Annotated in this window: 24 protein-coding genes; 18 read left to right on the top strand and 6 right to left on the bottom strand. The window is 66.1% G+C overall.

The features are described 5' to 3' along the window. Positions 1–21 precede the first annotated feature (21 nt). Together dcd and apbC are read right to left on the bottom strand one after the other, a co-directional pair. Positions 22–588: a dCTP deaminase gene (gene dcd / locus G015_RS0108125; RefSeq protein ID WP_018138390.1), complete on the bottom strand. Its 567-nt coding sequence runs from the start codon at positions 586–588 to the stop codon at positions 22–24. Positions 589–617: 29 nt separating this feature from the next. Then, positions 618–1,709 (bottom strand): iron-sulfur cluster carrier protein ApbC, encoded by a 1,092-nt coding sequence (gene apbC / locus G015_RS0108120; protein ID WP_018138389.1) that lies wholly within the window; start codon positions 1,707–1,709, stop codon positions 618–620. Between the two features lie 461 nt (positions 1,710–2,170). On the opposite strand from apbC, the gene metG reads away from it, so the two are divergent. The 9 genes from metG to G015_RS0108075 all read left to right on the top strand — a co-directional run bounded on the left by metG (position 2,171) and on the right by G015_RS0108075 (position 11,019). Continuing rightward, positions 2,171–4,207: a methionine--tRNA ligase gene (metG, locus tag G015_RS0108115; protein ID WP_020146448.1), complete on the top strand. Its 2,037-nt coding sequence runs from the start codon at positions 2,171–2,173 to the stop codon at positions 4,205–4,207. Positions 4,208–4,276: 69 nt separating this feature from the next. Continuing rightward, positions 4,277–4,897 (top strand): methylthioribulose 1-phosphate dehydratase, encoded by a 621-nt coding sequence (gene mtnB, locus G015_RS0108110; protein WP_020146447.1) that lies wholly within the window; start codon positions 4,277–4,279, stop codon positions 4,895–4,897. Next, on the top strand, positions 4,894–5,589 hold the full coding sequence (locus tag G015_RS0108105) for a hypothetical protein (protein WP_018174133.1): 696 nt from the start codon (positions 4,894–4,896) through the stop codon (positions 5,587–5,589). The genes mtnB and G015_RS0108105 overlap by 4 nt, the downstream gene beginning before the upstream one ends. Before the next feature lie 171 nt (positions 5,590–5,760). Then, the gene (gene rsxA, locus G015_RS0108100) at positions 5,761–6,339 is read left to right on the top strand and encodes an electron transport complex subunit RsxA (protein ID WP_017925285.1); all 579 of its coding nucleotides are present in this window, start codon (positions 5,761–5,763) and stop codon (positions 6,337–6,339) included. Then, the gene (gene rsxB, locus G015_RS0108095) at positions 6,336–6,920 is read left to right on the top strand and encodes an electron transport complex subunit RsxB (RefSeq protein ID WP_020146446.1); all 585 of its coding nucleotides are present in this window, start codon (positions 6,336–6,338) and stop codon (positions 6,918–6,920) included. The genes rsxA and rsxB overlap by 4 nt, the downstream gene beginning before the upstream one ends. A gap of 32 nt (positions 6,921–6,952) precedes the next feature. Then, positions 6,953–8,578, top strand: a complete 1,626-nt coding sequence (rsxC, locus tag G015_RS0108090; RefSeq protein ID WP_020146445.1) for an electron transport complex subunit RsxC — start codon at positions 6,953–6,955, stop codon at positions 8,576–8,578. Then, positions 8,578–9,639 (top strand): electron transport complex subunit RsxD, encoded by a 1,062-nt coding sequence (gene rsxD, locus G015_RS0108085; protein ID WP_018994018.1) that lies wholly within the window; start codon positions 8,578–8,580, stop codon positions 9,637–9,639. The genes rsxC and rsxD overlap by 1 nt, the downstream gene beginning before the upstream one ends. Further along, a complete protein-coding gene (gene rsxG / locus G015_RS0108080) occupies positions 9,632–10,300 on the top strand; it encodes an electron transport complex subunit RsxG (RefSeq protein WP_018174136.1) in 669 nt (222 codons plus the stop codon). Before rsxD ends, rsxG begins: the two co-directional genes overlap by 8 nt. Before the next feature lie 26 nt (positions 10,301–10,326). Continuing rightward, entirely contained in the window at positions 10,327–11,019 is a 693-nt protein-coding gene (locus tag G015_RS0108075) for an electron transport complex subunit E (protein ID WP_020146444.1), read from the top strand. 108 nt (positions 11,020–11,127) lie between these two features. Here the strand turns inward: G015_RS0108075 and G015_RS0108070 are convergent, their stop codons facing one another. Next, complete coding sequence (locus G015_RS0108070) at positions 11,128–11,340, bottom strand: YjfB family protein (RefSeq protein WP_018174138.1); 213 nt, start codon at positions 11,338–11,340, stop codon at positions 11,128–11,130. A 92-nt stretch (positions 11,341–11,432) separates the two neighbouring features. After that, complete coding sequence (locus tag G015_RS0108065; protein WP_018174139.1) at positions 11,433–12,041, bottom strand: class I SAM-dependent methyltransferase; 609 nt, start codon at positions 12,039–12,041, stop codon at positions 11,433–11,435. 325 nt (positions 12,042–12,366) lie between these two features. Between G015_RS0108065 and G015_RS0108060 the strand changes: the two genes are divergently transcribed. Continuing rightward, on the top strand, positions 12,367–14,109 hold the full coding sequence (locus G015_RS0108060; protein WP_018138379.1) for a uracil-xanthine permease family protein: 1,743 nt from the start codon (positions 12,367–12,369) through the stop codon (positions 14,107–14,109). 45 nt (positions 14,110–14,154) lie between these two features. Here G015_RS0108060 and folE read toward each other — a convergent pair whose 3' ends face one another. Next, positions 14,155–14,808 carry a GTP cyclohydrolase I FolE gene (folE, locus tag G015_RS0108055; RefSeq protein WP_018138378.1) on the bottom strand — a complete coding sequence of 218 codons (654 nt, stop codon included), beginning with the start codon at positions 14,806–14,808 and terminating at the stop codon, positions 14,155–14,157. 30 nt (positions 14,809–14,838) lie between these two features. After that, positions 14,839–15,654 (bottom strand): DUF3429 domain-containing protein, encoded by an 816-nt coding sequence (locus G015_RS0108050; RefSeq protein WP_020146443.1) that lies wholly within the window; start codon positions 15,652–15,654, stop codon positions 14,839–14,841. Between the two features lie 230 nt (positions 15,655–15,884). On the opposite strand from G015_RS0108050, the gene G015_RS0108045 reads away from it, so the two are divergent. From G015_RS0108045 to G015_RS0108010, 8 genes are all read left to right on the top strand, one after another. Next, complete coding sequence (locus tag G015_RS0108045) at positions 15,885–17,258, top strand: NAD(P)/FAD-dependent oxidoreductase (RefSeq protein WP_020146442.1); 1,374 nt, start codon at positions 15,885–15,887, stop codon at positions 17,256–17,258. A gap of 9 nt (positions 17,259–17,267) precedes the next feature. Beyond that, entirely contained in the window at positions 17,268–18,038 is a 771-nt protein-coding gene (locus tag G015_RS0108040; protein WP_020146441.1) for a DUF1365 domain-containing protein, read from the top strand. Next, positions 18,038–19,291, top strand: a complete 1,254-nt coding sequence (locus tag G015_RS0108035; RefSeq protein WP_020146440.1) for a cyclopropane-fatty-acyl-phospholipid synthase family protein — start codon at positions 18,038–18,040, stop codon at positions 19,289–19,291. Before G015_RS0108040 ends, G015_RS0108035 begins: the two co-directional genes overlap by 1 nt. Positions 19,292–19,482: 191 nt before the next feature. Next, a complete protein-coding gene (locus tag G015_RS0108030) occupies positions 19,483–19,935 on the top strand; it encodes a GNAT family N-acetyltransferase (RefSeq protein ID WP_020146439.1) in 453 nt (150 codons plus the stop codon). A 218-nt stretch (positions 19,936–20,153) separates the two neighbouring features. After that, complete coding sequence (locus tag G015_RS0108025; protein WP_018174146.1) at positions 20,154–20,636, top strand: hypothetical protein; 483 nt, start codon at positions 20,154–20,156, stop codon at positions 20,634–20,636. Beyond that, entirely contained in the window at positions 20,602–21,438 is an 837-nt protein-coding gene (locus G015_RS0108020) for a secretin N-terminal domain-containing protein (protein WP_038050110.1), read from the top strand. The genes G015_RS0108025 and G015_RS0108020 overlap by 35 nt, the downstream gene beginning before the upstream one ends. A 110-nt stretch (positions 21,439–21,548) precedes the next feature. Next, positions 21,549–21,800, top strand: a complete 252-nt coding sequence (locus G015_RS0108015; protein WP_020146437.1) for an AbrB/MazE/SpoVT family DNA-binding domain-containing protein — start codon at positions 21,549–21,551, stop codon at positions 21,798–21,800. Further along, positions 21,794–22,180: a type II toxin-antitoxin system PemK/MazF family toxin gene (locus tag G015_RS0108010; RefSeq protein ID WP_020146436.1), complete on the top strand. Its 387-nt coding sequence runs from the start codon at positions 21,794–21,796 to the stop codon at positions 22,178–22,180. Before G015_RS0108015 ends, G015_RS0108010 begins: the two co-directional genes overlap by 7 nt. Positions 22,181–22,388 lie beyond the last annotated feature (208 nt).

Genomic DNA, 22,388 nt, shown 5'->3' with positions numbered 1-22,388 from the left:
CTGGGTAGAAGGGTGAGTGCGTCAGGTACGGGGCAGTGTTACGCCGCGCTGGCCCTGATACTTGCCGCCGCGATCCTTGTAGGACGTCTCGCAGACCTCGTCGGACTGCAGGAACAGCATCTGCGCCACACCCTCGTTGGCGTAGATCTTGGCTGGCAGCGGCGTGGTGTTGGAGAACTCCAGGGTCACGTGGCCTTCCCACTCGGGTTCCAGCGGGGTCACGTTCACGATGATGCCGCAGCGCGCGTAGGTCGATTTGCCGAGGCAGATGGTCAGCACGTCACGCGGGATGCGGAAGTACTCGACGGTATGCGCCAGCGCAAACGAGTTGGGCGGGATGATGCAGACATCGGAATGCACGTCCACAAAGCTGCCCTCGTCGAAGCCCTTGGGGTCGACGATGCTCGAGTTGATGTTGGTGAAGATCTTGAAGTGCTCCGAGCAGCGCACGTCATAGCCATAGCTGGACGTGCCGTAGGAGACGATGCGCTGCTCGTCGCGATAGCGGACCTGACCGGGCTCGAAGGGCTCGATCATGCCCTTCGTCTCGGCCATCTCCCGGATCCAGCGGTCCGACTTGATGCTCATCTGCCCTGTCCCTGGTTGTGATCGCCGGATCAGTTGTTCTGGATGACGATATTGGGGAATTTGCTGCTGTAGTCCTTCGCCTGCTCCGCGAGCTTGGCGCCGGTGCGGCGGGCGATCTCGCGATAGATCTCTGTGATGCGGCCGTCCGGATCGGCGATCACGGTCGGTTCACCACCATCGGCCTGCTCGCGAATGCGAATATCCAGCGGCAGCGCGCCGAGCATGTCCACGCCATACTCTTCGGCCATGCCCTGGGCACCGCCCTGGCCGAAGATGTGCTCCTCGTGGCCACAGCTCGAGCAGATATGAATGCTCATGTTCTCGATGATGCCCAGTACCGGCACCTCCACTTTCTCGAACATGCGCAGGCCCTTGCGCGCATCCAGAAGTGCGATGTCCTGCGGGGTGGTGACGATCACCGCGCCGGAGACCGGGATCTTCTGCGACAGGGTCAGCTGGATGTCGCCGGTGCCCGGCGGCAGGTCGATCACCAGGTAGTCGAGATCCTTCCAGTTGGTCTCGTTCAGCAGCTGCTCAAGGGCCTGGGTGACCATCGGGCCACGCCAGATCATCGGCGTGTCCTCGTCGATCAGGAAGCCGATGGACATCGCCTGCACGCCGTGGCGTTCCAGCGGCTCCATGGACTTGCCGTCTTTCGACTCCGGGCGGTCCTTGATGCCCAGCATGCGCGGCTGGCTGGGGCCATAGATATCCGCATCCAGGATGCCGACCTGCGCGCCTTCGGCCGCCAGGCCCAAGGCCAGGTTGACCGCGGTGGTGGACTTGCCCACCCCGCCCTTGCCGGAGGCCACAGCGATGATGTTCTTGATGCCGGGCATCGGCTTCAGGCTCTTCTGCACCGCGTGGGCGGTCACCCTGGTGGTGATCGTCACTTCGGAGGACTCCAGCCCGGCGACGCCGGCCAGCGCCCCCTGGATCGCGGCGCGCAGCTCGTCGTGATAGCCGCTCGCGGAGTAGCCCATCTCGAGGGTGATGGCCGCCCGTGCGCCCTCCACACGGATGTCCTTGACCGCACCGGCGGCCACCAAGTCCTGCTCCAGGTACTTGTCCTGAACGGTCTTCAGGGCGTTTTCGATCTGCTCGCGCGAGAGTTCGGCCATGGCGTTCGTTCCATCCGGCAGTTGGGAGTGATCGCGCGATTCTACTGGGCCGCAATCAGCACGCCAATGGCACCACCACACGCCAGCCCTTTACCCATGCCGCAAGAGGCGCCACAGATGATCTGTCAACCCCTATTCGCGACTTTTATACACATGAATCTTCGCTGCCCCTGAAAACGCCCCAGATAGCAGCCAAAACACCGAAAGCACTACACAAAGAACCTTCATGTATTTGTTTTTTCGTCATAAAAACAAATTGAACGTTTTTTGACCAATCTGTACAAGGCCCTTGCGTGACAAGGCCTGACGATGAATTCCACTGGGTTGCCCACAGAGTTATCCACAGCTTCTGTGGAAAAGCCCGTGACGGACTTTTCCACGCCTCGACAACCCGGCTGGCAGCCCCGACAATAGCGCCCCTGCATGCCACCGCCCGCCGCTACCGACGCACGAGTCCGACGATGACTGACACGCCGCGCAAGATCCTGGTCACCAGCGCCCTGCCCTACGCCAACGGGCCGATCCATCTGGGGCACCTGGTCGAGTACATCCAGACCGATATCTGGGTGCGCTTCCAGCGTGCGCGCGGCCACGAGGTGATCTACGTCTGCGCGGATGACGCCCACGGCACGCCGATCATGCTGAAGGCCCGCGCCGAGGGCATCGAACCCGAAGCGTTGATCACGCGCGTACGCCAGGAGCACGAGGCCGACTTCAGCGAGTTCCTGGTGGATTTCGACCACTACCACTCGACCCACTCGGACGAAAACCGCGAACTGGCCGCCCACATCTACACCGCGCTACGCGACGCCGGGCACATCGAGACGCGCACCATCGACCAGGCCTACGACCCCGAGGCCGGGATGTTCCTGCCCGACCGCTTCATCAAGGGCACCTGCCCCAACTGCGGCGCCGAGGAGCAGTACGGCGATTCCTGCGAGGCCTGCGGAGCCACCTACAGCCCGCTGGACCTGAAAGACCCGGTTTCCGCGATCAGCGGCGCCCGTCCCGAGTCGCGCCAGTCCGAGCACTACTTCTTCAAACTCGGCGACTTCGAGGCCTTCCTGCGCGAATGGACCGGCTCCGGCCGCCTGCAGGACGCGATCCGCAACAAGCTCGACGAGTGGTTCGATGCGGGCCTGACCGACTGGGACATCTCGCGCGATGCCCCCTACTTCGGCTTCGAGATCCCCGACGCCCCGGGCAAGTACTTCTACGTCTGGCTGGACGCGCCGATCGGCTACATGGCGAGCTTTCGCGCCTACGCCGAGAAGCAGGGCCTGAACTTTGATGCCTGGTGGGGCGCGGATTCCGATGCCGAGCTGTATCACTTCATCGGCAAGGACATCGCGTATTTCCATACGCTGTTCTGGCCGGCGATGCTGCACGGCGCGGGCTTTCGCACGCCCAGCGCGGTGTTCTGCCACGGCTTCCTGACCGTCAACGGGCAGAAGATGTCCAAATCGCGCGGGACCTTCATCCGCGCGCGCGACTACCTGGACCACCTGAACCCCGAATCCCTGCGCTACTACCTCGCCGCCAAGCTGGGTGCCGGGGTCGACGACCTCGACCTCAACCTGGACGACTTCGTCCAGCGTGTGAACTCCGATCTGGTCGGCAAGCTGGTCAACATCGCCAGCCGCTGCGCCGGCTTCATTACCAAGCGCTCGAACGGCGAGCTGGCGGCCGAGCTGCCACGTCCGGACCTGCACGAGGCCTTCGTCGCCGAGGGCGACGCCATCGCGGCCGCGTTCGAGAACCGCGAATACGCCCAGGCCATCCGCCGCATCATGGCGCTGGCCGATCAGGCCAACCAGTACATCGACGAGGCCCAGCCCTGGGTGCTGGCGAAACAGGAAGGCCGCGAGGCCGAGGTACAGGCCATCTCCACCCAGGGCCTGGACCTGTTCCGCATCCTGATCGTCTACCTCGCCCCGGTGCTGCCGCGACTGGCGGCCGACGCTGCGGCCTTCCTCCGGCTGGACAGCCTGGCCTGGGACACGCGCGCGCCGCTGGTCGGGCGCTCGATCGAGAAGTTCAAGCCGCTGATGACCCGCATCGAAGGCGAGACCGTCGACAAGCTGCTGGAGGCCTCGAAGGCCACCCTGGCCGCGACCGCGCAAACGCCCAGCCCCAACCCCGAAGCGGAGCCCGACGTGGACCCCATCGCCGAGACCATCGACTTCGACACCTTTGCAAAGGTGGACCTGCGCATCGCCCGCATCGCCAGTGCCGAGCACGTGGAAGGTGCCGACAAGCTGCTGAAGCTCACCCTCGATATCGGCTCGGAGACGCGCCAGGTGTTTGCCGGGATCAAGTCGGCCTACGCGCCGGAGGACCTGGTCGGCCGGCACACTGTGATGGTCGCCAACCTCGCGCCGCGCAAGATGCGCTTTGGCGTATCCGAGGGCATGGTCCTGGCGGCCGGGCCCGGCGGCTCGGAGCTGTACATCCTGAACCCGGACGACGGCGCCCAAGCCGGGATGCGGGTCAAATAGGCCGCCCGCGTCATGGATTTGCACCCACGGCTCGCGTAAGCTGCCGCTCTTTTGTCGATACCCGGACGCATGGACCAAAGCCCCGAATTCCTGGCGCAGGTACGCCTGCTGGCCGAAGCAGGCCGCGATCTCTCGGCGCGCGGCTGGCTGCCCGCGCGCACCGGCCACTTCTCCGCGCGCCTGGACGACCGGCATATCGCCGTCACCGCGCCCAATCGCGAGAAGAGCTTTCTCGACCGCCACGACTTCCTGGTGGTCGATCTCGACGGCCACGTGGTCGCCGGCAGCGAAGAGCCGGCCCCGGAGACCTTCCTGCACATCATCATGTACCGCCACGATGCCCAGCTGGGCGCCGTGCTGCACACGCATTCCGTACATGCGACCGTACTGTCGCGCCAGTTCCCCGGCACGCTTGCCCTGCGCGACTACGAGGTCCTGCGCGAACTGCCCGGCGTGAACAATCCCGCCCGGGGCCTGGACCTGCCCGTGTTCGCGAACGACCCCGACGTACAGCAACTGGCCGCGCGGGTCGACGCCGCCATGACCCGCGAGCCGAATCTCGCCGGGTTCCTGATCGGCGGCCACGGCCTCTATACCTGGGGCGCGAGCGTGGAGCTGGCACTGCACCGGGTCGAGGCCTTCGAATTCATGTTCCAGTGCGAGACGCTTGCACACCAGATGAGCCGATGAACATGTCACCGAATCCCGCGCCCCAGGCCCTGATCCTCGCGTTCGAGGGGGTGCTGGCGCCGCCCGGCGTACTGCGCGACACGCTCGAGCCCTATTCCCTGGAGGCCTTGCCGGGCTTTCTCGAGCGCCACGCGGAGAGTACCGCGGTGCAACGCGTGCTCGCGGATATCCTCGCCTATTCCGGCCGCGAGCTGGACGTCGACGGGCTGCTCGCGCAGATCCGCGCCTGGATTCGCGGCGGACAGGACATCACGCCCCTGCGCCAGCTACAGGGGCTGATCTGGGCCGACGCCCTGGAGGCCTCGATGCTGCGCCCTGAGCTGTCGGACGACACGGCCCGCGCCCTGATGGCGCTGGACGATGCCGGCGTGGCCCTGTACAGCTTTGGTGCGAGCCCGGCCCCGGTCCAGCGCGACTGGCTGCGTCACGGCCCGTATCCGGAGGTGGAGCAGCGTCTGACCGGGCTGTTCGACACCCGCATCGGCGGTCGCCGCGATGCCGGCAGCTACCGCCGTCTGGCCGACGAGATCGGCATCGCGCCGGAGGCGATCATGCTGCTGTCGGTGCGCGGCGAGGAGCTGGATGCCGCACACCAGGCCTGGCTGCAGACCGCCCGCCCGTTCACCGACCCGGCGGCTACCGACCAACACCCACTGCGCAGCCTGGAATCGCTCATCCCGGCAGGCGACTAGACTCTATCCTGCAGGGGCAAGCCTGTCCGCGAATGCCGCCCGCCAAGGTCCGGCTATTGCAGGGGCTTCGCGGGCAGGCCCGCTCCCACGCAAAACCAGCGCCCCGGAAGGGTTGAGTCGGGATAAGCAGTCCCTGATACTATTTTGTTGACCTGACGACTCGGAATTAACGTGGAATACGTCCTGATCCTCATCAGTACGATCCTCGTGAACAACTTCGTACTGGTGAAGTTTCTGGGCCTGTGCCCGTTCATGGGGGTCTCGCGCAAGGTCGAGACGGCCACCGGCATGGGCCTGGCCACGACCTTCGTGCTGACGTTGTCCGCGGTCAGTTCCTACGTGATCAACGAATACCTGCTGACCCCACTGGGGCTCGAGTACCTGCGCACCATCGCGTTCATCCTCGTGATCGCCGCCGTGGTCCAGTTCACCGAGCTGGTGGTGCGCAAGACCAGCCCGCTGCTCTACAACGTGCTGGGCATCTTCCTGCCGCTGATCACGACCAACTGCGCGGTGCTGGGCGTGGCCCTGCTGAACGTCCAGGAGGCGCACAACTTCGTCGAATCCGCGCTCTACGGCTTCGGCGCCGCGGTCGGCTTCTCCCTGGTGCTGATCCTGTTCTCCGCCATTCGTGAGCGCATCGCGGTGGCCGATGTGCCCGTGGTCTTTCGCGGCAGCGCGGTCGCCATGGTCACCGCGGGCCTGATGTCGCTGGCATTCATGGGCTTCTCGGGACTGGTGCGGCTGTGAGTGTTGTCTACGCCATCCTCGCGATCGGCGGTCTGGCCGCCGCGTTCGGACTGATCCTCGGCTTTGCCGCACAGCGCTTTCGCGTCGAGGCGGATCCGGTCGTCGACCAGATCGACGCCCTGCTGCCACAGACCCAGTGCGGCCAGTGCTCCTACCCCGGCTGCCGCCCCTATGCCGAGGCGATCGCTGCAGGCGAGGCCGACATCAACCGCTGCCCGCCCGGTGGCCAGGCCACGGTCCAGGCGCTGGCGGACCTGCTGGACCGCGAGCCGACCCCGCTGGAAGAAGAGGAACAGGAAAAGGCCGTCGCGGTGATCGACGAAAACATCTGCATCGGCTGCACCCTGTGCATCCAGGCCTGCCCGGTGGACGCCATCCTGGGCGCAGCCAAGCAGATGCATACCGTGATCGAGGAGGAATGCACCGGCTGCGAACTGTGCATCGAACCCTGTCCAGTCGACTGCATCGACATGGTGCCGGTCCAGACCGATATCACCGAGTGGCGCTGGGCGGAGCCGGAACCCTCGCCCATCGAGCGGCCCATACACGCGATTGCGGACGTCTCGCGCAGCGGGCACTAAGCCCCGCACCCGCGAAACGTTAGAATACGCCGATGCAGCTGCACCGCTTCCATGGAGGCCTGAAACTGGCCGACGAGACCGACGCCAGTACCGCCGAACCGGTGCTGGTCATGGGCGTGCCCGCAAAACTGACGGTGCCGCTCGGCCAGCATATCGGCGAGGCGACCGAGGCCTGTGTCCAGGTCGGCGACCACGTGACCAAGGGTCAGCGCATCGGCCAGTCCAAGGGCTACATCGCCGCCCACGTACACGCACCCACCTCCGGCGAGGTGGTCGATATCGACCTCTACCCCGTCCCTCATCCCTCGGGCCTCAATGCCCCCTGCGTGGTGATCGAGCCCGACGGGCGCGACGAATGGGGCGATGCCCGCATGGAACCCTGGCTGGACTGGGACACCCGCGACCTGCGCGCGCTGCGCCAGCGCCTGCGCGCCGGGGGCATCGTCGGGCTGGGTGGCGCGGCCTTCCCCACAGCGGTCAAGCTGAACCCGCGCGCCGGCCAGCGCATCCACACACTGATCGTCAACGGGGCAGAGTGCGAGCCCTACATCAGCGCGGACGACATGCTGCTGCGCACCGCCCCCGAGGCGGTGTTCGAAGGGATTCGCATTACCGCCCGCCTGCTGGGCGTGGAGCGGGTGCTGTTCGCGGTCGAGGACAATATGCCGGAGGCGATGCGCTCGCTGACCGAGACCCTGCCCCCCGAGCTGCGCGATCTGATCGAGCTGGTATCGGTCCCCTCGATCTATCCCACCGGGGGCGAGCGCCAGCTGATCAAGGTACTGACCGGCCAGGAGGTCCCGAGCGGCGGCCTGCCTGCGGATCTCGGGATGGTCTGCCACAATCCAGGCACCTTCAAGGCGATCTGCGACACGGTGATCCAGGGCCGCCCGCTGCTGTCCCGCATCGTCACGGTCACCGGCCCCGGCGTGAAACACCCGCGCAACGTGGAGGCCCTGCTCGGCACCCCGTTCGCCGACGTGATCGAGGCGGCCGGCGGCTATGCCGAAGGCGTCGACCGGCTGGTGATGGGCGGCCCGATGATGGGCTTCGCGGTCCATGACGACTCCATCCCGGTGATCAAGGCCACCAACTGCCTGCTCGCCACACGTCCCCAGGACACGCCGGCACCCGGCCCGGTCATGCCCTGCATCCGCTGCGCCGAGTGCGCGGCCGTCTGCCCGGCCCAGTTGCTGCCGCAACAGCTCTACTGGCAGGCGAAGGCGAAGGACTTCGACGCGATCCAGGACTACGGGCTGTTCGACTGCATCGAATGCGGCTGCTGCGCCTATGTCTGCCCCAGCAACATCCCGCTGGTGCAGTACTACCGCTATGCCAAGAACGAGATCTGGGCGCGGGAGAAGGAACGCCACAAGTCGGACATCGCGCGCGAGCGTTACGAGTTCCGCCAGGAGCGCATCGAGCGCGAGGAGCGCGAGAAGGCCGAACGTCTGGCGAAGAAGAAGGCCGCGCTGAAGAACAAGGAAGCCGACGGCGACAAGCAGGCCGCGATCCAGGCGGCACTGGAACGCGCCCAGAAGAAAAAGGCCGCCCGTGCGGAAGAGTCCGCGACGGACAGCGATCCGGCGTCCGGCTCGGAGACGACCGGCGAGGAAACCTCCACGACAGACAACACCCGGGACGGGGACGGCCGCTGATGCGCTTTCGTACGCAATCCTCTCCCCATGTGATCCCGGCGCACTCCGTGGGCGGCGTGATGCAGCAGGTGCTGATGGCGCTGGTGCCCGGCACCCTGGCCATGACCTGGTTCTTCGGCTGGGGCGTGCTGGTCAACGTGCTGCTGGGCGTGCTGTTCGCGGTGGCCTTCGAGGCGGCGATGGTCGCCGCGCGCAAGCGGCCCGTCATGGCCACGCTGGCGGACAACTCCGCGATCGTTACCGGCTGGCTGTTCGCGCTGGCGATCCCGCCACTGGCGCCGTTCTGGGTCACGCTGATCGGGATCGCGTTCGCGATCATCGTCGCCAAACACCTGTACGGCGGGCTGGGCTACAACCCGTTCAACCCCGCGATGGTCGGCTATGTCGTCGTGCTGGTCTCGTTCCCGCGCGAAATGGCGCTCTGGCCGGCCCCCAGCACGCTGCCGGAATCCCCGCTGAGCCTGCTGCAGACCCTGCAGACCGTCCTGACCGGCAGCCTCCCCGGCGCCCAGGCGTGGGACGCGGTCACGCGCGCGACACCACTCGATGCGATGCGTGAGGGGCTGGTCTCCGGGCGAACCGTGGGCGAGATCACCGCCAGCCCGCTGTTCGGCACCTTCACCGAGACGGGCTGGGAATGGGTCGGCAACTTCTTCCTGCTCGGCGGGCTGTACCTGCTGTTCCGCCGTATCATCCACTGGCACATCCCGGTGGCGGTCATCCTGGGCGTGGCCATCCCGGCCGGCTTCTTCTGGCTGCTGGACCCGGACTCGTTCGCCTCGCCCGCCTTCCACGTGTTCTCCGGGGCGGTCATCATCGGCGCGTTCTTCATCGCCACCGATCCGGTCTCCGCTTCCACCACCCCGCTCGGCCGCATCCTCTACGGGGCCGGGATCGGCGTGCTGATCTTCGTGATCCGGACCTGGGGCGGCTACCCGGACGCGGTCGCCTTTGCCGTGCTGCTGATGAACATGGTCGCCCCGACGCTCGACCACCTGACGCGACCCCGAGTCTTCGGGCGCAGCCGCGGCGGGCCGCCGCCAGGCGACGGTCATGCTTAACCTGAAACCGCGCGACATCCTGATCGCCACCGTCCTGCTGGCCGGCTTTGCGGCGGCCGGCGCCGGGCTGGTCGCGCTGGTGCAGGAAGGCACCGAGGCGCGCATCGCGGACAACCGCATGGAAGTCAATCGCAACCGCATCGCGGAGCTCACCGGCGATCTCGATTACGCCAATGACCCGGTGCACGACACGATGGCCCTGAGCGACGAGCGTCTGGGAGGCGACAACCTGCCGGCGTGGTTCGCCCGCGACGCAGACGACAATGTCATGGGCATCGTGTTCTCGGCGGTCGCGCGCGACGGCTATAGCGGCGACATCCATCTGCTGATCGGCGTCGACCGCGACGGCGAGCTGCTCGGCGTGCGCGTCTCCAGCCATCGCGAGACGCCGGGGCTGGGCGATGCCATCGAGGCCGAGCGCTCCGACTGGATCCATGGCTTCGAAGGCCGCTCCCTGGGCGACCCCGAGCCTGGCGAGTGGGCGGTGCGCCGCGATGGCGGCGTGTTCGACCAGTTCACCGGCGCCACCATTACCCCGCGTGCGGTGGTTCGCGCCGTCCGCCGCACACTGGAATACTTCGACGACTACCGCGACGACCTGCTCTCGACCTCGCCGGAGGAAGAGGAAGGTGCGGTGGTCGAACCGATAGGGAACGACTGATCCATGTACTCGGAACAGGACGACCGATGAACCCGACCCTGACCGACATCATTCGTGACGGCCTGTGGAACAACAACCCGGGCCTGGTCCAGCTGCTCGGCCTGTGCCCGCTGCTGGCAATCTCCGGCACCATGGTCAACGCCATCGGGCTGGGCATCGCGACCACCCTGACGCTGCTGCTGTCGAACGTGCTGGTCTCGATGATCCGCCGCCACGCCCGCCCGGAGATCCGCATCCCGGTCTACGTGCTGATCATCGCCTCCATCGTGACCGCGATCGAGCTGGCGATGAACGCCTGGTTCCACGGCCTGTTCCTGATCCTCGGCATCTTCATCCCGCTGATCGTCACCAACTGCGCGATTATCGGCCGCGCCGAAGCCTTCGCCTCGCGCAACTCGGTCCCGCGCGCCGCGCTGGACGGGCTGATGATGGGGCTGGGCTTTACCGGCGTACTGATTGCGCTGGGCGCACTGCGCGAGGTCCTGGGCCAGGGCACGCTGATGGACAACGCCCACCTGCTGTTCGGCGAGTGGGGCCACGCGATGACCATCCAGATCTTCCCGTCCGAGCACGGCTTCCTGCTGGCCCTGCTGCCGCCTGGCGCGTTCATGGCCATGGGCCTGCTGATCGCCGCCAAGAACTGGATCGACCAGTACACGGCGACCGAGCCGGAGCCCGCTGCCGACGAATCCCGCGCCGAGGCTTCCGAGACCACCTGATCAGACGGACCGTACAGGCCCCATCAACGAAAACGCCCCACCGGGGCGCTGCGGCGGGGCGTTAAGGGAACCACTGATCAGTGTTCCCCTGAGTGACCGTATGGGCAATCAGGCGGTCGTGTCGACGTTATTGCCCACGTGGTCGGGCAGGCCCTGGGAGGTCGCCTGCATCTCGCTGATGTTCGGCATGGCCTGCAACAGGCCCTGTGCCGCCATCTCTTCCGATTCCATGGCCTTCTTCTGCACCGCCACATCCTTTTGCGCTGCGATACTCTGCTGGCTCATCTGCGTGGCCTGGCTGGCAATCGCACTGGCGTCCATCGTTCACTCCTGATTCGAATGTAGAGCCAGCCCGCCGGGTGTAATTAACACCAAATCGGACCTGGCTCTCCCGGGGTGACGACCACGCATGCTCAGACTTTAGAGTTCGCCTCGAATTTTTTTGGATGGGCCACGAAGCGCCGCATGACCCCGCGCGACTCGCGATCCTCTGCCTCGATCGCGAACCCGGCGCGCTCCACCGCGGCCTCGGTATCACGGTTCGGGTGGCAGCCCCCGGTCACACAGGTCCAGGTCGGCTGCACGCGATCCTGTACCCAGGCCAGGCTCGGGCGCCGGTGCCGCACGTGCTCGAGCATGCGCAACTGGCCCTCGGCGCCCAGCACACGGAGGATCTCCCCCAGCCCCCGCTCCGGGTCCTGAACCGAACAGAACACCAGCCCCGAGACGACCGTGTCGAACTGTCCATCGGCAAATGGCAATGCCTCGGCCCGGGCGACCACAAAAAGCGCCCCGGGTGCGCGTTCACGTGCCCGATGCAGGGCCGCCAGGTCTGGATCGAGCGCGACGAGCTGCGTCGGGTCGGAATACAGAGGAAGATTGCGGCCCGTGCCGCAGCCCAGCTCGAGGACGCGACCCCGTGCCCTCACGACGAGACGCCGGCGCCAGCCACGGAAACCAAGCGCGTCCGCCAGCCCCATCAGGGCGTCATAAAGCCAGGGAATCTGTTCCACTCCGCGCATGGAAACCATTCTACGCGCCGCAAAGTGTGAACGCGTTCGCGTGATGCCCGAATCCGGAAGGAACCTGTGGGCAACACCCCTGTCCACCGAGGCAAGAGCGGAAAAATCGGCGCCTGGCAACGGCCGCCGCAGTTCCGCCGTTCAGACTAGAAGACTCCATCACACGGTTGTCTGAACGTTCGGCCCGGACTCCCACCGGGCCATTTTTTTGTCCGGGCCCACGACCGGGGTCGGCGCGGGCCAACGCCTGACTCACGCCTGCGCGGTCACTCCCCCCTTACCCTGATACGATTCGGCGCTTTCGTGCTCCCCACGCGGTGATGCAATGACCGAACCCTCGCAATCGAAGATTCTCTACGAGGTGGATGACCATCCGCCGGTCGGGAAATGCGCGCTCAGCGCCCTTCAGAGTCTGATCCTGGTCGCCCCGACCATTATCCTCGCGCCCCTGATTCTGGCGCGCACCATCGGCCTCGACCTGGCCGCCACCCAGTGGACCGTCTTTGCCGCACTCATCGGCAGTGCGCTCGCCACGCTGGTCCAGGTTCGTCGCGTCGGGCCGGTCGGTTCGGGCTACCTGATCTTCATGGGCACCTCGACCGCGTATCTGGCCGTCGGCATCGAGGCGGCCATGGTCGGCGGCATGGCGCTGGTCGCGACGCTGGCCATCCTGTCCGCACCCGCACAGTTACTGTTCGCCCGCTACCTGGGCCTGTTCCGGCGCATCATAACGCCGACCGTCAGCGGGGTCGTGATCATGCTGCTGGTGCTGACCGTGATCCCGTCCACGGCCGACATGATGCATGGAGAAGGCGAGTACGAGGGCACCTGGCGCGCCCTGGTCGTCGCCCTGTTTACGCTCGGGTTCACCATCCTGCTGGCGATCTTCGGCGGTCGCATGCTGCGCCTTTGGGCACCCATCATCGGGCTCGGGGTTGGCGTCGCGGTGGCGGTTGCATTCAACATCACGGACTTTTCCAGGGTCGCGGACGCCGCCTGGCTGGGTCTGCCGCCACTGGAATGGCCGGGCTTCAACTTCGAGTTCTCGACCGCCTGGTTCACACTACTTCTGACCTTCATCATCGTCACGCTGGTCGGATCGGTCGAGTCGGTGGGCGACACCATGGTCGCGCAACGCAACTCCCACCGGACCCCGCGCAAGGTTGATTACGACCGCGTGCGCGGCGGCCTCTATGCGGACGGGGTCGGCAACATGATCGCCGGCGGCCTGGGTACGCTGCCGAACACCACCTACGGGATCGGCGTGTCCTCGATCGAGCTGACCGGCATGGCTGCGCGGCGCGTCGGCTACTACTTCGCCGGCTTCCTCGCCCTGGTCGCACTCATCCCCAAACTCAACATGGTGATGATCTCGCTCCCCGGCCCGGTCTTCGGAGCCTTCCTGCTGATCCTTCTGGCGCTGCTGTTCGTGGCCGGCATTCGCCTGTGCGCACAGGACGGCCTGAGCTACCAGAGCGGGCTGATCATCGGCGTGGCGTTCTCCACCGGCTTCCTGTTCCAGAACCAGTTGTTCTTCCATCACTTGATCCCGGACGCGCTGGGGCCGTTCATGAACAACAGCGTGACCACCGGCGGCACCGTCGCGGTCGCCATCAGCCTGATCTTCAACCTGCGCCCGCGCCCACGACGCCGCAGTACCTTCGCGCCCGAGGCCGAATCCCTGCCGCAGATCCAGGCCATGGCGCGGGAGTTCGGCGAGAGCCTGAGTCTGCCGGAGAAGCAGTCCGTCAAGCTGCAGGTGGCCTTGGAAGAGGTGTTCATGCACCTGTCCGAACAGGCCGCCAGCGAGCCGGGGCGCAGCCGCCCGGTGGATGTCCGTCTGGAACGCGAGGGCGAACACCTCGCGGTGGAGATGATCGACCGCAGTGCGGCAGCCGAAGTCGACGAGGCCTCGCTGCGCAAGGCCCGGCAATGGGGTCACAACGACGAGCAGTCCCTGCGCGAACTGGGGCTGTACCTGCTGAATAGCCTCGCGCAGGATGTGCGACACCTGCGCATGGCCGGGGTCAACTACATCTCGTTCAGTATCCCGCTGCGCCCGATGTAATCACTCGACGCCGGTTCGCCGGTTCAGGGCCCCGCCGCCAGCGGTTCAGTCGCGGGAGCCGTGGATCAGGTTGAGGAACTCGCGACGGGTACGCGCATCTTCGCGGAAGGCACCCAGCATCACCGACGTCGCCATCGAGGAGTGCTGCTTCTCCACCCCGCGCATGGTCATGCACATGTGCTTGGCGTCCACGACCACGCCCACGCCCTTGGCATTGGTGACCTGCTTCAGGGCCTCGGCGATCTGCCGCGTCATGTTTTCCTGGATCTGCAGGCGCGCGGCGAACATATCGACAATCCGCGCGATCTTGGAGAGGCCGATCACCTTGCCATTCGGCAGGTAGGCGACATGCACCTTGCCGATGATCGGCAGCAGATGGTGTTCGCACAGCGAGTACAGCTCGATATCGCGCAGCAGCACCATCTCGTCGTTGTCGGAGCTGAACAGCGCGCCGTTGACGATCGTGTCGAGGTCCTGGTGATAGCCCCGGGTCAGGTACTGCATCGCCTTGGCCGCCCGCATCGGCGTATCCAGCAAACCCTCGCGGTTCGGGTCTTCATTCAGGCCGGCGAGGATCTCGCGATAATGACGGGCCAGGGCCTCGGGGGCCGGCAGCGGCCGCCCATCGGCTGCGCTGGTCACGGGTTCGTCCGCGGTACGGGCATCTGCTTGCATCGATAGGTCCTTGTTCTGTGCCATCTTCGGCATTCCTAGGGGCGTGCGGGCGCGTCAGCGCACCATGATAACGGCCAGCCCGGAGGCCAGCGAAACGATAGCCCCCGCAGTCAGCGCCATGCGCAGTCCCAGGTACCCGCGCGGCAACGGCCGCCCACGCAGGCTCAACCGGTCCACCCACAGCGCCCCCAAAAACAGCGCGGCCAGGGTCATCAGCGCCTCGGGCAGCGGTTGCAGCAACGCCAGCCAGGCGAGGATCGCCGGGACCACCGCCCACACGGGTGCCGACAGCGGGCCCACCCGGTGCTCACGATCCGCCAGGTAAAGGCCCCAGTGGATCGCTCCGAGAAACGACAGGATGACGGCACCATAAAACGCCAGGGCCTCCAGCGCGAAAATCTGCCATTCCGGCTGGGCCATCCAGGCCCCGAAGCCCAGGACCACAAAGGGGATCAGACCTCCGTATCCCAGCACCTGAAGCATCGGTGCCGAGGCTTCCTGGGACTGTTGCGTCTGCCCTACCCGTTCCGCGACGTCACGCGGACCTCTGTTAGCCCCGGCCGCGACAGCCCGCGCACCGAGGTACTCACGCAATTCGGGGAGCCCCCCGATTGCACCGTCCCGCGCAACGAAATAGGGCAATACATCGGCCCCGGTCGCCTGCTGCAGGGCATGAAACTGCTCGCGGTTGTGAGCAGAGCCCATGCCCCACTCCAGGCGCACCCAGCGACCGGGCAGCATTGCATCCAGCAGGGCCACAGCATCGCGCACATCGGACAGCCCGGAGGTGATCGCGACGACCTCGTGCTCGACCAGTGCCTGGCGCACCTCGGCAGGCCAGCCGCTCATGGTCTGGGCGGTGTCGTTCATAACGCGGCCTCGATCGCGGCGCGCAAACGCCGGTCCTCGGACGTCAGGCCTGCCCACAACAGCTCTATCACCACAAGCAACCGACTACCCCTACGCATCGCTGCACCCTCCGCGCCCCGGGCTGTGCGGGGCTCACTGTGCGCCGTATTCTGGACGACGACCATTTGCAGGCATTGTACAGGTATTGTATAAGATGTACATCACCCTTTGATGGAATCGGAACCGTCATCATGAGCACCTCTCGCATCGCCGTCATCGGCGGCGGCATCGCCGGGCTGGCCAGCGGCTGGATCCTGCAGTCGCGTCACCAGGTGCGCCTGTTCGAGGCGGCGCCCGAACTGGGCGGTCACGCCCACACCATCGAGGTATCCGACCCGGAGGGCCCCACGCACCTCGATACCGGCTTCGTGGTGTACAACGAGCGCAACTACCCGCTGCTGACCCGCCTTTTTCGCGACCTGAGCGTGCCGACCCAGCCGACTGAAATGTCGTTCTCCTGTTCCCGGCATCCCCACGGCGTGGAATACGCCGGCAGCGACCTGAACACCCTGTTCGCGCAGCGGCGCAACCTGCTCAGCCCGCGCTTTCTGCGTATGGGCGCCGACATCCTGCGCTTCAACCGCCTGGGGCATCGACTGTTCGAGCGCGGCGAGACGCCGCAGGGCACCTTGGGCCATTTTCTGTCGCGGCACCGCTTTGGCCAGGGTTTCATCGAGGACTACCTGTTGCCGATGGCCGCCGCGATCTGGTCCGCGCCGCCGGAGTCCATCCGCGAGTTCCCGTCCGCGAGTTTCCTGCGGTTCTTTCGCAACCACGGGCTGCTGGACCTGCGCGACCGCCCGCAGTGGCGCACCGTGCGCGGTGGCAGCCGCGAATATGTGCAGCGCCTCGCCGCGCGGCTCGAGCCGCGTAGCGTCATCCACGAGGCCGTCCGCGCCGTGATCCCCGAAGGCGGCCAGTGGCGTGTGCTGACCGCGGAGCGCTCCGAGGGATTCGATCGAGTCGTGTTCGCCTGTCATGCGAACGACGCCCGCCGCCTCCTGGGGCGAACCATGCCCGCGCTCGACGGCCTGCTGGCGGACTGCCGCTTCCAGGAAAACCGCGCCATCGTGCATACCGACGCCACCCTGATGCCCCGCTCACGCCGCGTCTGGTCCTCGTGGAACTACCTGAGCGGACGCACCACGCAGCCTGGTGAACGGGTTTCGGTCTCCTACTGGATGAACCGCCTGCACAACCTGGAACGTCGCCGCGACTACGTGATCAGCCTGAACCCCTGGCGCGAGCCCCACCCCACCGCAGTGCTTGGCGAGCACCTTTGGGAACATCCCGTAATGGATGCCCCCGCCGAGATCGCACGCCAGCGCCTGATGGACCGCCAGGGCCAGGACGGACTCCATTTCGCCGGGGCCTGGATGGGCGACGGCTTCCACGAGGACGGGCTGCGCTCCGCCGTCGCGATCGGCGAGGCGATGGGCATCGCGCCCCCTTGGGACTCCACGCCGAGTGCTACACCCGCGCCGGTGGCGGTGGATTCGGAGCCGGTCAACGGCGGTGGCGCGACGCCGACCGCGGCACCGGCTGCGCGCCCCGAGGATGCCTGAGGCGCTGGCATGGACGCGGCCCTCGTCTACACATCGGTTGTGCACCAGCGCATTGCGGCGCCGGCGTACCGCTTTCGCTATACGGTGATCGCCGCGCTGTTCGACATTGATCGCCTGGAGGCCACCGCGGCCCGCTGCCGCGCTTTCTCCCTGAATCGTTTCAACCTGTTCAGCCTGCATACCCGCGACCACGGCCCCCGCGACGGTCGCCCCTGGCGGCCCTGGATCGAGTCCCGTCTCGCGGAGCACGGCATTGAGCTCGCGGGCGGCACGATCCACCTGCTCGCGATGCCGCGCGTATTCGGGCACGCGTTCAACCCGCTCAGCGCCTGGTTCGCCTATCACGCGGATGGCGGGTTGCGTGGCGTGTTGCTGGAAGTCCGCAACACCTTCGGCGAGCACCACCACTACCTGCTGCACGAAGGCGGGTGCACCATGACCACGCCGGTACGCCAGGAGAAGGACAAGGCCTTTCATGTATCCCCGTTCATCGACATGGATGCGCGCTACGCCTTCACCATCTCGCCCGCACGGCTGGAACGCGGGGCCACCGTGCGGTTGGCAATCCGCGAGACCCAGGCGGGTTCACCATTCCTGGTCGCAACCCAGCACGGCCGCCTGCGCGACTTTGCCGACCGAACGCTGCTGGCCGCATTGATGAACCAGCCCTGGATGACCCTCAAGGTCCTGCCACTGATTCACTGGCAGGCACTCAAGATCTGGCTGCGCGGCGGACGCTACCACCCGCGCCCTGCGCCGCCGCAAAAGGAGATGCATTGATGTCCGTCGAACAAGGAAGCGCGACGACCGGGTTCGCGACCCGTCGGCACTGGGCCCTGCAACTGATCGCCCGGGCCCTGCGCGGTCTCGAGCAGGGACAATTGACGCTGGTCGGCCCACGCGGGGAACGGGAGGTCGTACAAGGCGAGCAACCCGGACGTGAAGTGATCTGGCACCTCAAGCGGCCCTGGCGGACGCTGCTGCGCATCCTGCGCCACGGCGATCTCGGCTTTGCCGAGGGCTATATTGCGGGGGACTGGAATACGCCGGACCTGAAGGGCCTGCTGCACCTCGCCACCGACAACGAGGCGGCACTGGCCGATCTTGCGGCTCGCCCCGTGGTCCAGCGTCAATTCGACGCCCTGCGCCACTGGTGGCACCGCAACAGCCGCCGCGGCAGTCGTGCCAACATCCGCTTCCACTACGATCTAGGCAACGACTTCTATCGCATGTGGCTGGATCCGAGCATGAGCTACTCCGCGGCCCTGTTCAGCCGCGGCGACGAGGCACTGGAAAGTGCCCAGGAGCGCAAGTACGAGCGCCTGCTGGATCAACTCGACGCCGCCCCCGGGTCCCACATCCTCGAGATCGGGTGCGGCTGGGGCGGCTTTGCCGAACTCGCCGCGCGTCGCGGCCATCAGGTCACAGCCATTACCCTGTCGCAAGAGCAGCTCGACTACGCTCGCGAGCGGATCGAGCGGGCCGGTCTCTCCGACCGTGTCGAACTGCGCCTGCAGGATTACCGGGATCTGCACGGCCAGTTCGATCACGTCGTCTCGATCGAGATGTTCGAGGCGGTCGGACAGCAATGGTGGCCCAGCTTCTTCGAGACCTTGCGTGCCTGCCTGCGCCCAGGCGGGCGCGCCGCACTGCAGGTCATCACCATCGACGAAGCCGCGTTCGAGTATTACCGCAACAACGCCGATTTCATCCAGATGTATGTCTTCCCGGGCGGGATGCTGCCGTCCGTCCCCCGCTTCAACGCCGCCGCCCGCCAGGCGGGCCTCGCGATCGGCGATCAGCAGTTCTTTGGGCAGGACTACGCCGAAACCCTGCGTCGCTGGGATCGCGAGGTGCGTAATGCCGAACCCGTTATCGAGGCCCTGGGATACTCGCCCGACTTCCTCCGCATGTGGCGCTACTACCTCGCCTACTGCGAAGTCGGTTTCGAGCACCAGCGTGTCGACCTGATGCAGGTAGTCCTGGAGCCCCACGACCGGGACGAGCGCGCGCCCCACATGACTTCCCAATAATCCAAGATTCTCAAGACCCCTCCCCACCGATGAGCGCAAACTGGTACCCAATCACCAGTTTATTGGGACACCAGTCACAGGACGGTTCTGGATTCGTCGACTAGAATGCAAATTTCCGGGCTCATGGAAAGCGGGATCCGCCCACCACCCGCCCCGTGTGGTCGAGCCCCGATTGGTCGAGGACCCCAGCCATGCAACAACGCATTCAGTTCCGCGAGGCCAGCTGGCCCGCCGACGCCGAAGCCATCTCCGCCGTCCGACGCGAGGTCTTCATCGACGAACAGGGCGTCCCCGAACCGCTGGAATTCGACGGTCTGGATGTGACCGCATTGCACTGGCTGGCCATCGGCCCCGGCGAAGAACCCATCGGTACCCTGCGCATGCTGCCCTCCGGTCAGATCGGGCGCATGGCCGTGCGCGACCCCTGGCGCGGCCACGGCATCGGCTCGCGGCTGCTCGACTACGCCGTCGAGGCCGCCATCCGCCACGGCTGGCGCGAGGTCTGGCTAAACGCCCAGAACACCCGCCTGGGCTTCTACGCCCAGCACGATTTCTTCATCATCTCCGACACCTTCGAGGACGCCGGCATCCCCCACCGCCGCATGCTCCGCCGCATCCGCCAGCCCCTGGCGCAGGCCAGGTAACCAACACCTGCTCGCGAGTTGCGAGTCCTCCGAAAATACTCGGGACAATGGTCCCGTGCCGAACACCACGCTGTGGGTGAACACGATTGTTGGTACGGCCCCTTCCCGCACAGCCGCTCGAACCGAATCATCCATCTCCATTGACTGCGCATGCGCGTAGATGCGCGATGGGCGGTAGTTGCCTATGCTGAGTAGAGACCCTGCCCGGAGGCGACTGCATGGCCGAACCGACGACCGACCCCGTGATGGAAGATGCCGCCGTGCTGCTCGGGGAGCTGCTGGACCAAACCCGGCGGCGCTTCTGGCTGCATGCGCGCGTGGGACTCCTGGCGGAGTTTCGCGGGCTGGAGCTGGGCTCGTATCTGGCCAACATCGCGCGCCGCCACCGGCATACGGACATCCGCATTCTGGTGGACGACGATCTGGCGCTGCGGGATCGCATCCCTGGACTGGTCGAAACCATCAAGCGTCTGCCCACCGCCGTCACCGTGCGCCGGCTCGATGCCGCCGAGGAGAGCCCCCTGACGCTGACCGCAATCGCTGACCACAGCGGCTGGATGCAGCTGACGCAGGCTGGAGGGCAACGAATCCTTCGGGGGGATGTCGATGATCGTGGGGGCACCCAGCGGGCCGCCCTGGATTTCGAGGCGAACTGGAGTCTCAGCGATGAAGCGATCGAACTGCGCAGGCTCATGGTCTAGGCGCCGCACCCTGCGCATCCTGGCGGGGAGCCTGCTACTGCCCGGACTCTCGACACCCGCGTTGGCCCGCGACCCACAGGCCGAGGTCGCCGTGCTCCCACTGAAAAATCGCCCGGCCGCCGAGATCCTGCCAGAGCTACAGGGCCTGTTCGGGAATGCCGCCACGCTGCGCGCCGATGGGTTCCGCCTCCTGGTTCGCGCCGACGCGCGGACCCTCGTGCAGATCCGCGAGGTCGTGGCCGAACTCGACCACAGCGCCCAGGATCTCGTCCTCTCGGTACGCCGCAGCAGCGAGCGCCCCCGGCAGGAAACCGGTGCAGGGATCGACATCGAGTCCGGCCCGGAAGGCACCCAGGCCCGCGGTACCGCCCGGCGCTGGACCACCACCCGCCACGACGACCAGACCCAGCAGATCCGCCTGCGCGAAGGCACCGAGGCCATCATCCTGGTCGGCGAGACCGAGGCCCACGGCTTCCGCGTATTCGCCGGCCGCGCCGGCTTCGGCATGGAACCCGTCTTTCGCGACACCACCCGCGGCTTTCGCGTGCAACCCCACGCCCAGGCCGACGGCCGCATACGGGTGGATATCTTTCAGCTGCACGAACAGCCGCCCGCCACCCCCATGGGCCGCGTGGAACGCCAGTCCCTCGAATCCTCCATCACCATCGACCCCGGTGCATGGCACGAACTCGCCGGAGTGGGCCGCACCCTCGACCTCGACGAACGCGGTATAGCCTCCCGTCGCACCACCCGCGAACGCGACGCCCTGCACCTCGAAATTCGCGTCGACCACGTGGAATAAACCCAACGACCACTGACTAACAATCGGAGGCGGCCGGACCAATCTGGTTCGCCAACCTTGGCGCATGATACGATTGTTTAAACAGCGTTTATACATTGGACGGATTCAAAATGGCTGAGACAAGACTGAACATTAAACGCTGGGGCAACAATCTGGGGGTGCGGCTGCCTGCAGCCATCGCTCGAGCGGCACATCTGAAAGCCGACCAGTCGGTCATCGTCTCCGTCGAAGGCGACCAGATCGTAATCCGGCCCGAGAAGCACGAGACCATGAGCCTGAAACAACGACTCGAGGGCTTCGATCCGGACCTTCATGGTGGTGAGGCAATGCCCACGGAGAGCGTTGGAAACGAACGATGGTAGGAAAACGCATACCCAAGGACTGGGTACCCAAGCGGCGGGACATCATCTGGATTGACTGTAACCCTCAGGCAGGGCGCGAGATGCGGGACATCCACCCCTTTCTTGTTCTTTCTCCCACCGCATTCAATGCTCGGACCTCCCTGGTCCTGGGTCTGCCAATGACCACTGCGGACTACAACGCCTCCAACCCGTTCGCAGTGGTCGCGGGCACCACTCGGGACGGTAAAACCAGCTACATCCTCTGCCATCAGGTCAAATCCTTCGACTGGCGCCAACGCAACGCCAGACCACATCCGACCGGTACTGTTACCCTGGAGGCGTTGCAGGACGCCTGCGAGATCCTCAACCAGATCCTGGAGCTTTGCCCCTCTCCCCGCTGAACATCGCCCGGTGAAGCCGAATGCCTTTCGGCTTGGGGGTCATTCGGCTTGGGGGTCAGTCATTCGGCTTGGGGGTCAGACCTTGCCTTTTGCCCTCCGGCGCCAGTCCCGGCGACTCGAACAGGCCTGAGCGTCTGGCTGCGGGGGATCGACCTTGTTGTCTTTTGCCTTCCGCTGCGAATCCAGCCAATCGAGTGGCATCGCATCC

The organism is Thioalkalivibrio sp. ALJ15 (assembly GCF_000383695.1).
Taxonomy (GTDB): Bacteria; Pseudomonadota; Gammaproteobacteria; order Ectothiorhodospirales; family Ectothiorhodospiraceae; genus Thioalkalivibrio.
This window is presented reverse-complemented; position numbering and strand designations above follow the sequence as displayed.

Bases quoted from the DNA above. Each gene is read 5' to 3' on its own strand.
- dcd (WP_018138390.1), bottom strand. From the start codon at position 588: ATGAGCATCAAGTCGGACCGCTGGATCCGGGAGATGGCCGAGACGAAG.
- apbC (WP_018138389.1), bottom strand. From the start codon at position 1,709: ATGGCCGAACTCTCGCGCGAGCAGATCGAAAACGCCCTGAAGACCGTT.
- metG (WP_020146448.1), top strand. From the start codon at position 2,171: ATGACTGACACGCCGCGCAAGATCCTGGTCACCAGCGCCCTGCCCTAC.
- mtnB (WP_020146447.1), top strand. From the start codon at position 4,277: ATGGACCAAAGCCCCGAATTCCTGGCGCAGGTACGCCTGCTGGCCGAA.
- G015_RS0108105 (WP_018174133.1), top strand. From the start codon at position 4,894: ATGAACATGTCACCGAATCCCGCGCCCCAGGCCCTGATCCTCGCGTTC.
- rsxC (WP_020146445.1), top strand. From the start codon at position 6,953: ATGCAGCTGCACCGCTTCCATGGAGGCCTGAAACTGGCCGACGAGACC.
- rsxD (WP_018994018.1), top strand. From the start codon at position 8,578: ATGCGCTTTCGTACGCAATCCTCTCCCCATGTGATCCCGGCGCACTCC.
- rsxG (WP_018174136.1), top strand. From the start codon at position 9,632: ATGCTTAACCTGAAACCGCGCGACATCCTGATCGCCACCGTCCTGCTG.
- G015_RS0108075 (WP_020146444.1), top strand. From the start codon at position 10,327: ATGAACCCGACCCTGACCGACATCATTCGTGACGGCCTGTGGAACAAC.
- G015_RS0108070 (WP_018174138.1), bottom strand. From the start codon at position 11,340: ATGGACGCCAGTGCGATTGCCAGCCAGGCCACGCAGATGAGCCAGCAG.
- G015_RS0108065 (WP_018174139.1), bottom strand. From the start codon at position 12,041: ATGCGCGGAGTGGAACAGATTCCCTGGCTTTATGACGCCCTGATGGGG.
- G015_RS0108060 (WP_018138379.1), top strand. From the start codon at position 12,367: ATGACCGAACCCTCGCAATCGAAGATTCTCTACGAGGTGGATGACCAT.
- folE (WP_018138378.1), bottom strand. From the start codon at position 14,808: ATGGCACAGAACAAGGACCTATCGATGCAAGCAGATGCCCGTACCGCG.
- G015_RS0108050 (WP_020146443.1), bottom strand. From the start codon at position 15,654: ATGAACGACACCGCCCAGACCATGAGCGGCTGGCCTGCCGAGGTGCGC.
- G015_RS0108045 (WP_020146442.1), top strand. From the start codon at position 15,885: ATGAGCACCTCTCGCATCGCCGTCATCGGCGGCGGCATCGCCGGGCTG.
- G015_RS0108040 (WP_020146441.1), top strand. From the start codon at position 17,268: ATGGACGCGGCCCTCGTCTACACATCGGTTGTGCACCAGCGCATTGCG.
- G015_RS0108035 (WP_020146440.1), top strand. From the start codon at position 18,038: ATGTCCGTCGAACAAGGAAGCGCGACGACCGGGTTCGCGACCCGTCGG.
- G015_RS0108030 (WP_020146439.1), top strand. From the start codon at position 19,483: ATGCAACAACGCATTCAGTTCCGCGAGGCCAGCTGGCCCGCCGACGCC.
- G015_RS0108025 (WP_018174146.1), top strand. From the start codon at position 20,154: ATGGCCGAACCGACGACCGACCCCGTGATGGAAGATGCCGCCGTGCTG.
- G015_RS0108020 (WP_038050110.1), top strand. From the start codon at position 20,602: ATGAAGCGATCGAACTGCGCAGGCTCATGGTCTAGGCGCCGCACCCTG.
- G015_RS0108015 (WP_020146437.1), top strand. From the start codon at position 21,549: ATGGCTGAGACAAGACTGAACATTAAACGCTGGGGCAACAATCTGGGG.
- G015_RS0108010 (WP_020146436.1), top strand. From the start codon at position 21,794: ATGGTAGGAAAACGCATACCCAAGGACTGGGTACCCAAGCGGCGGGAC.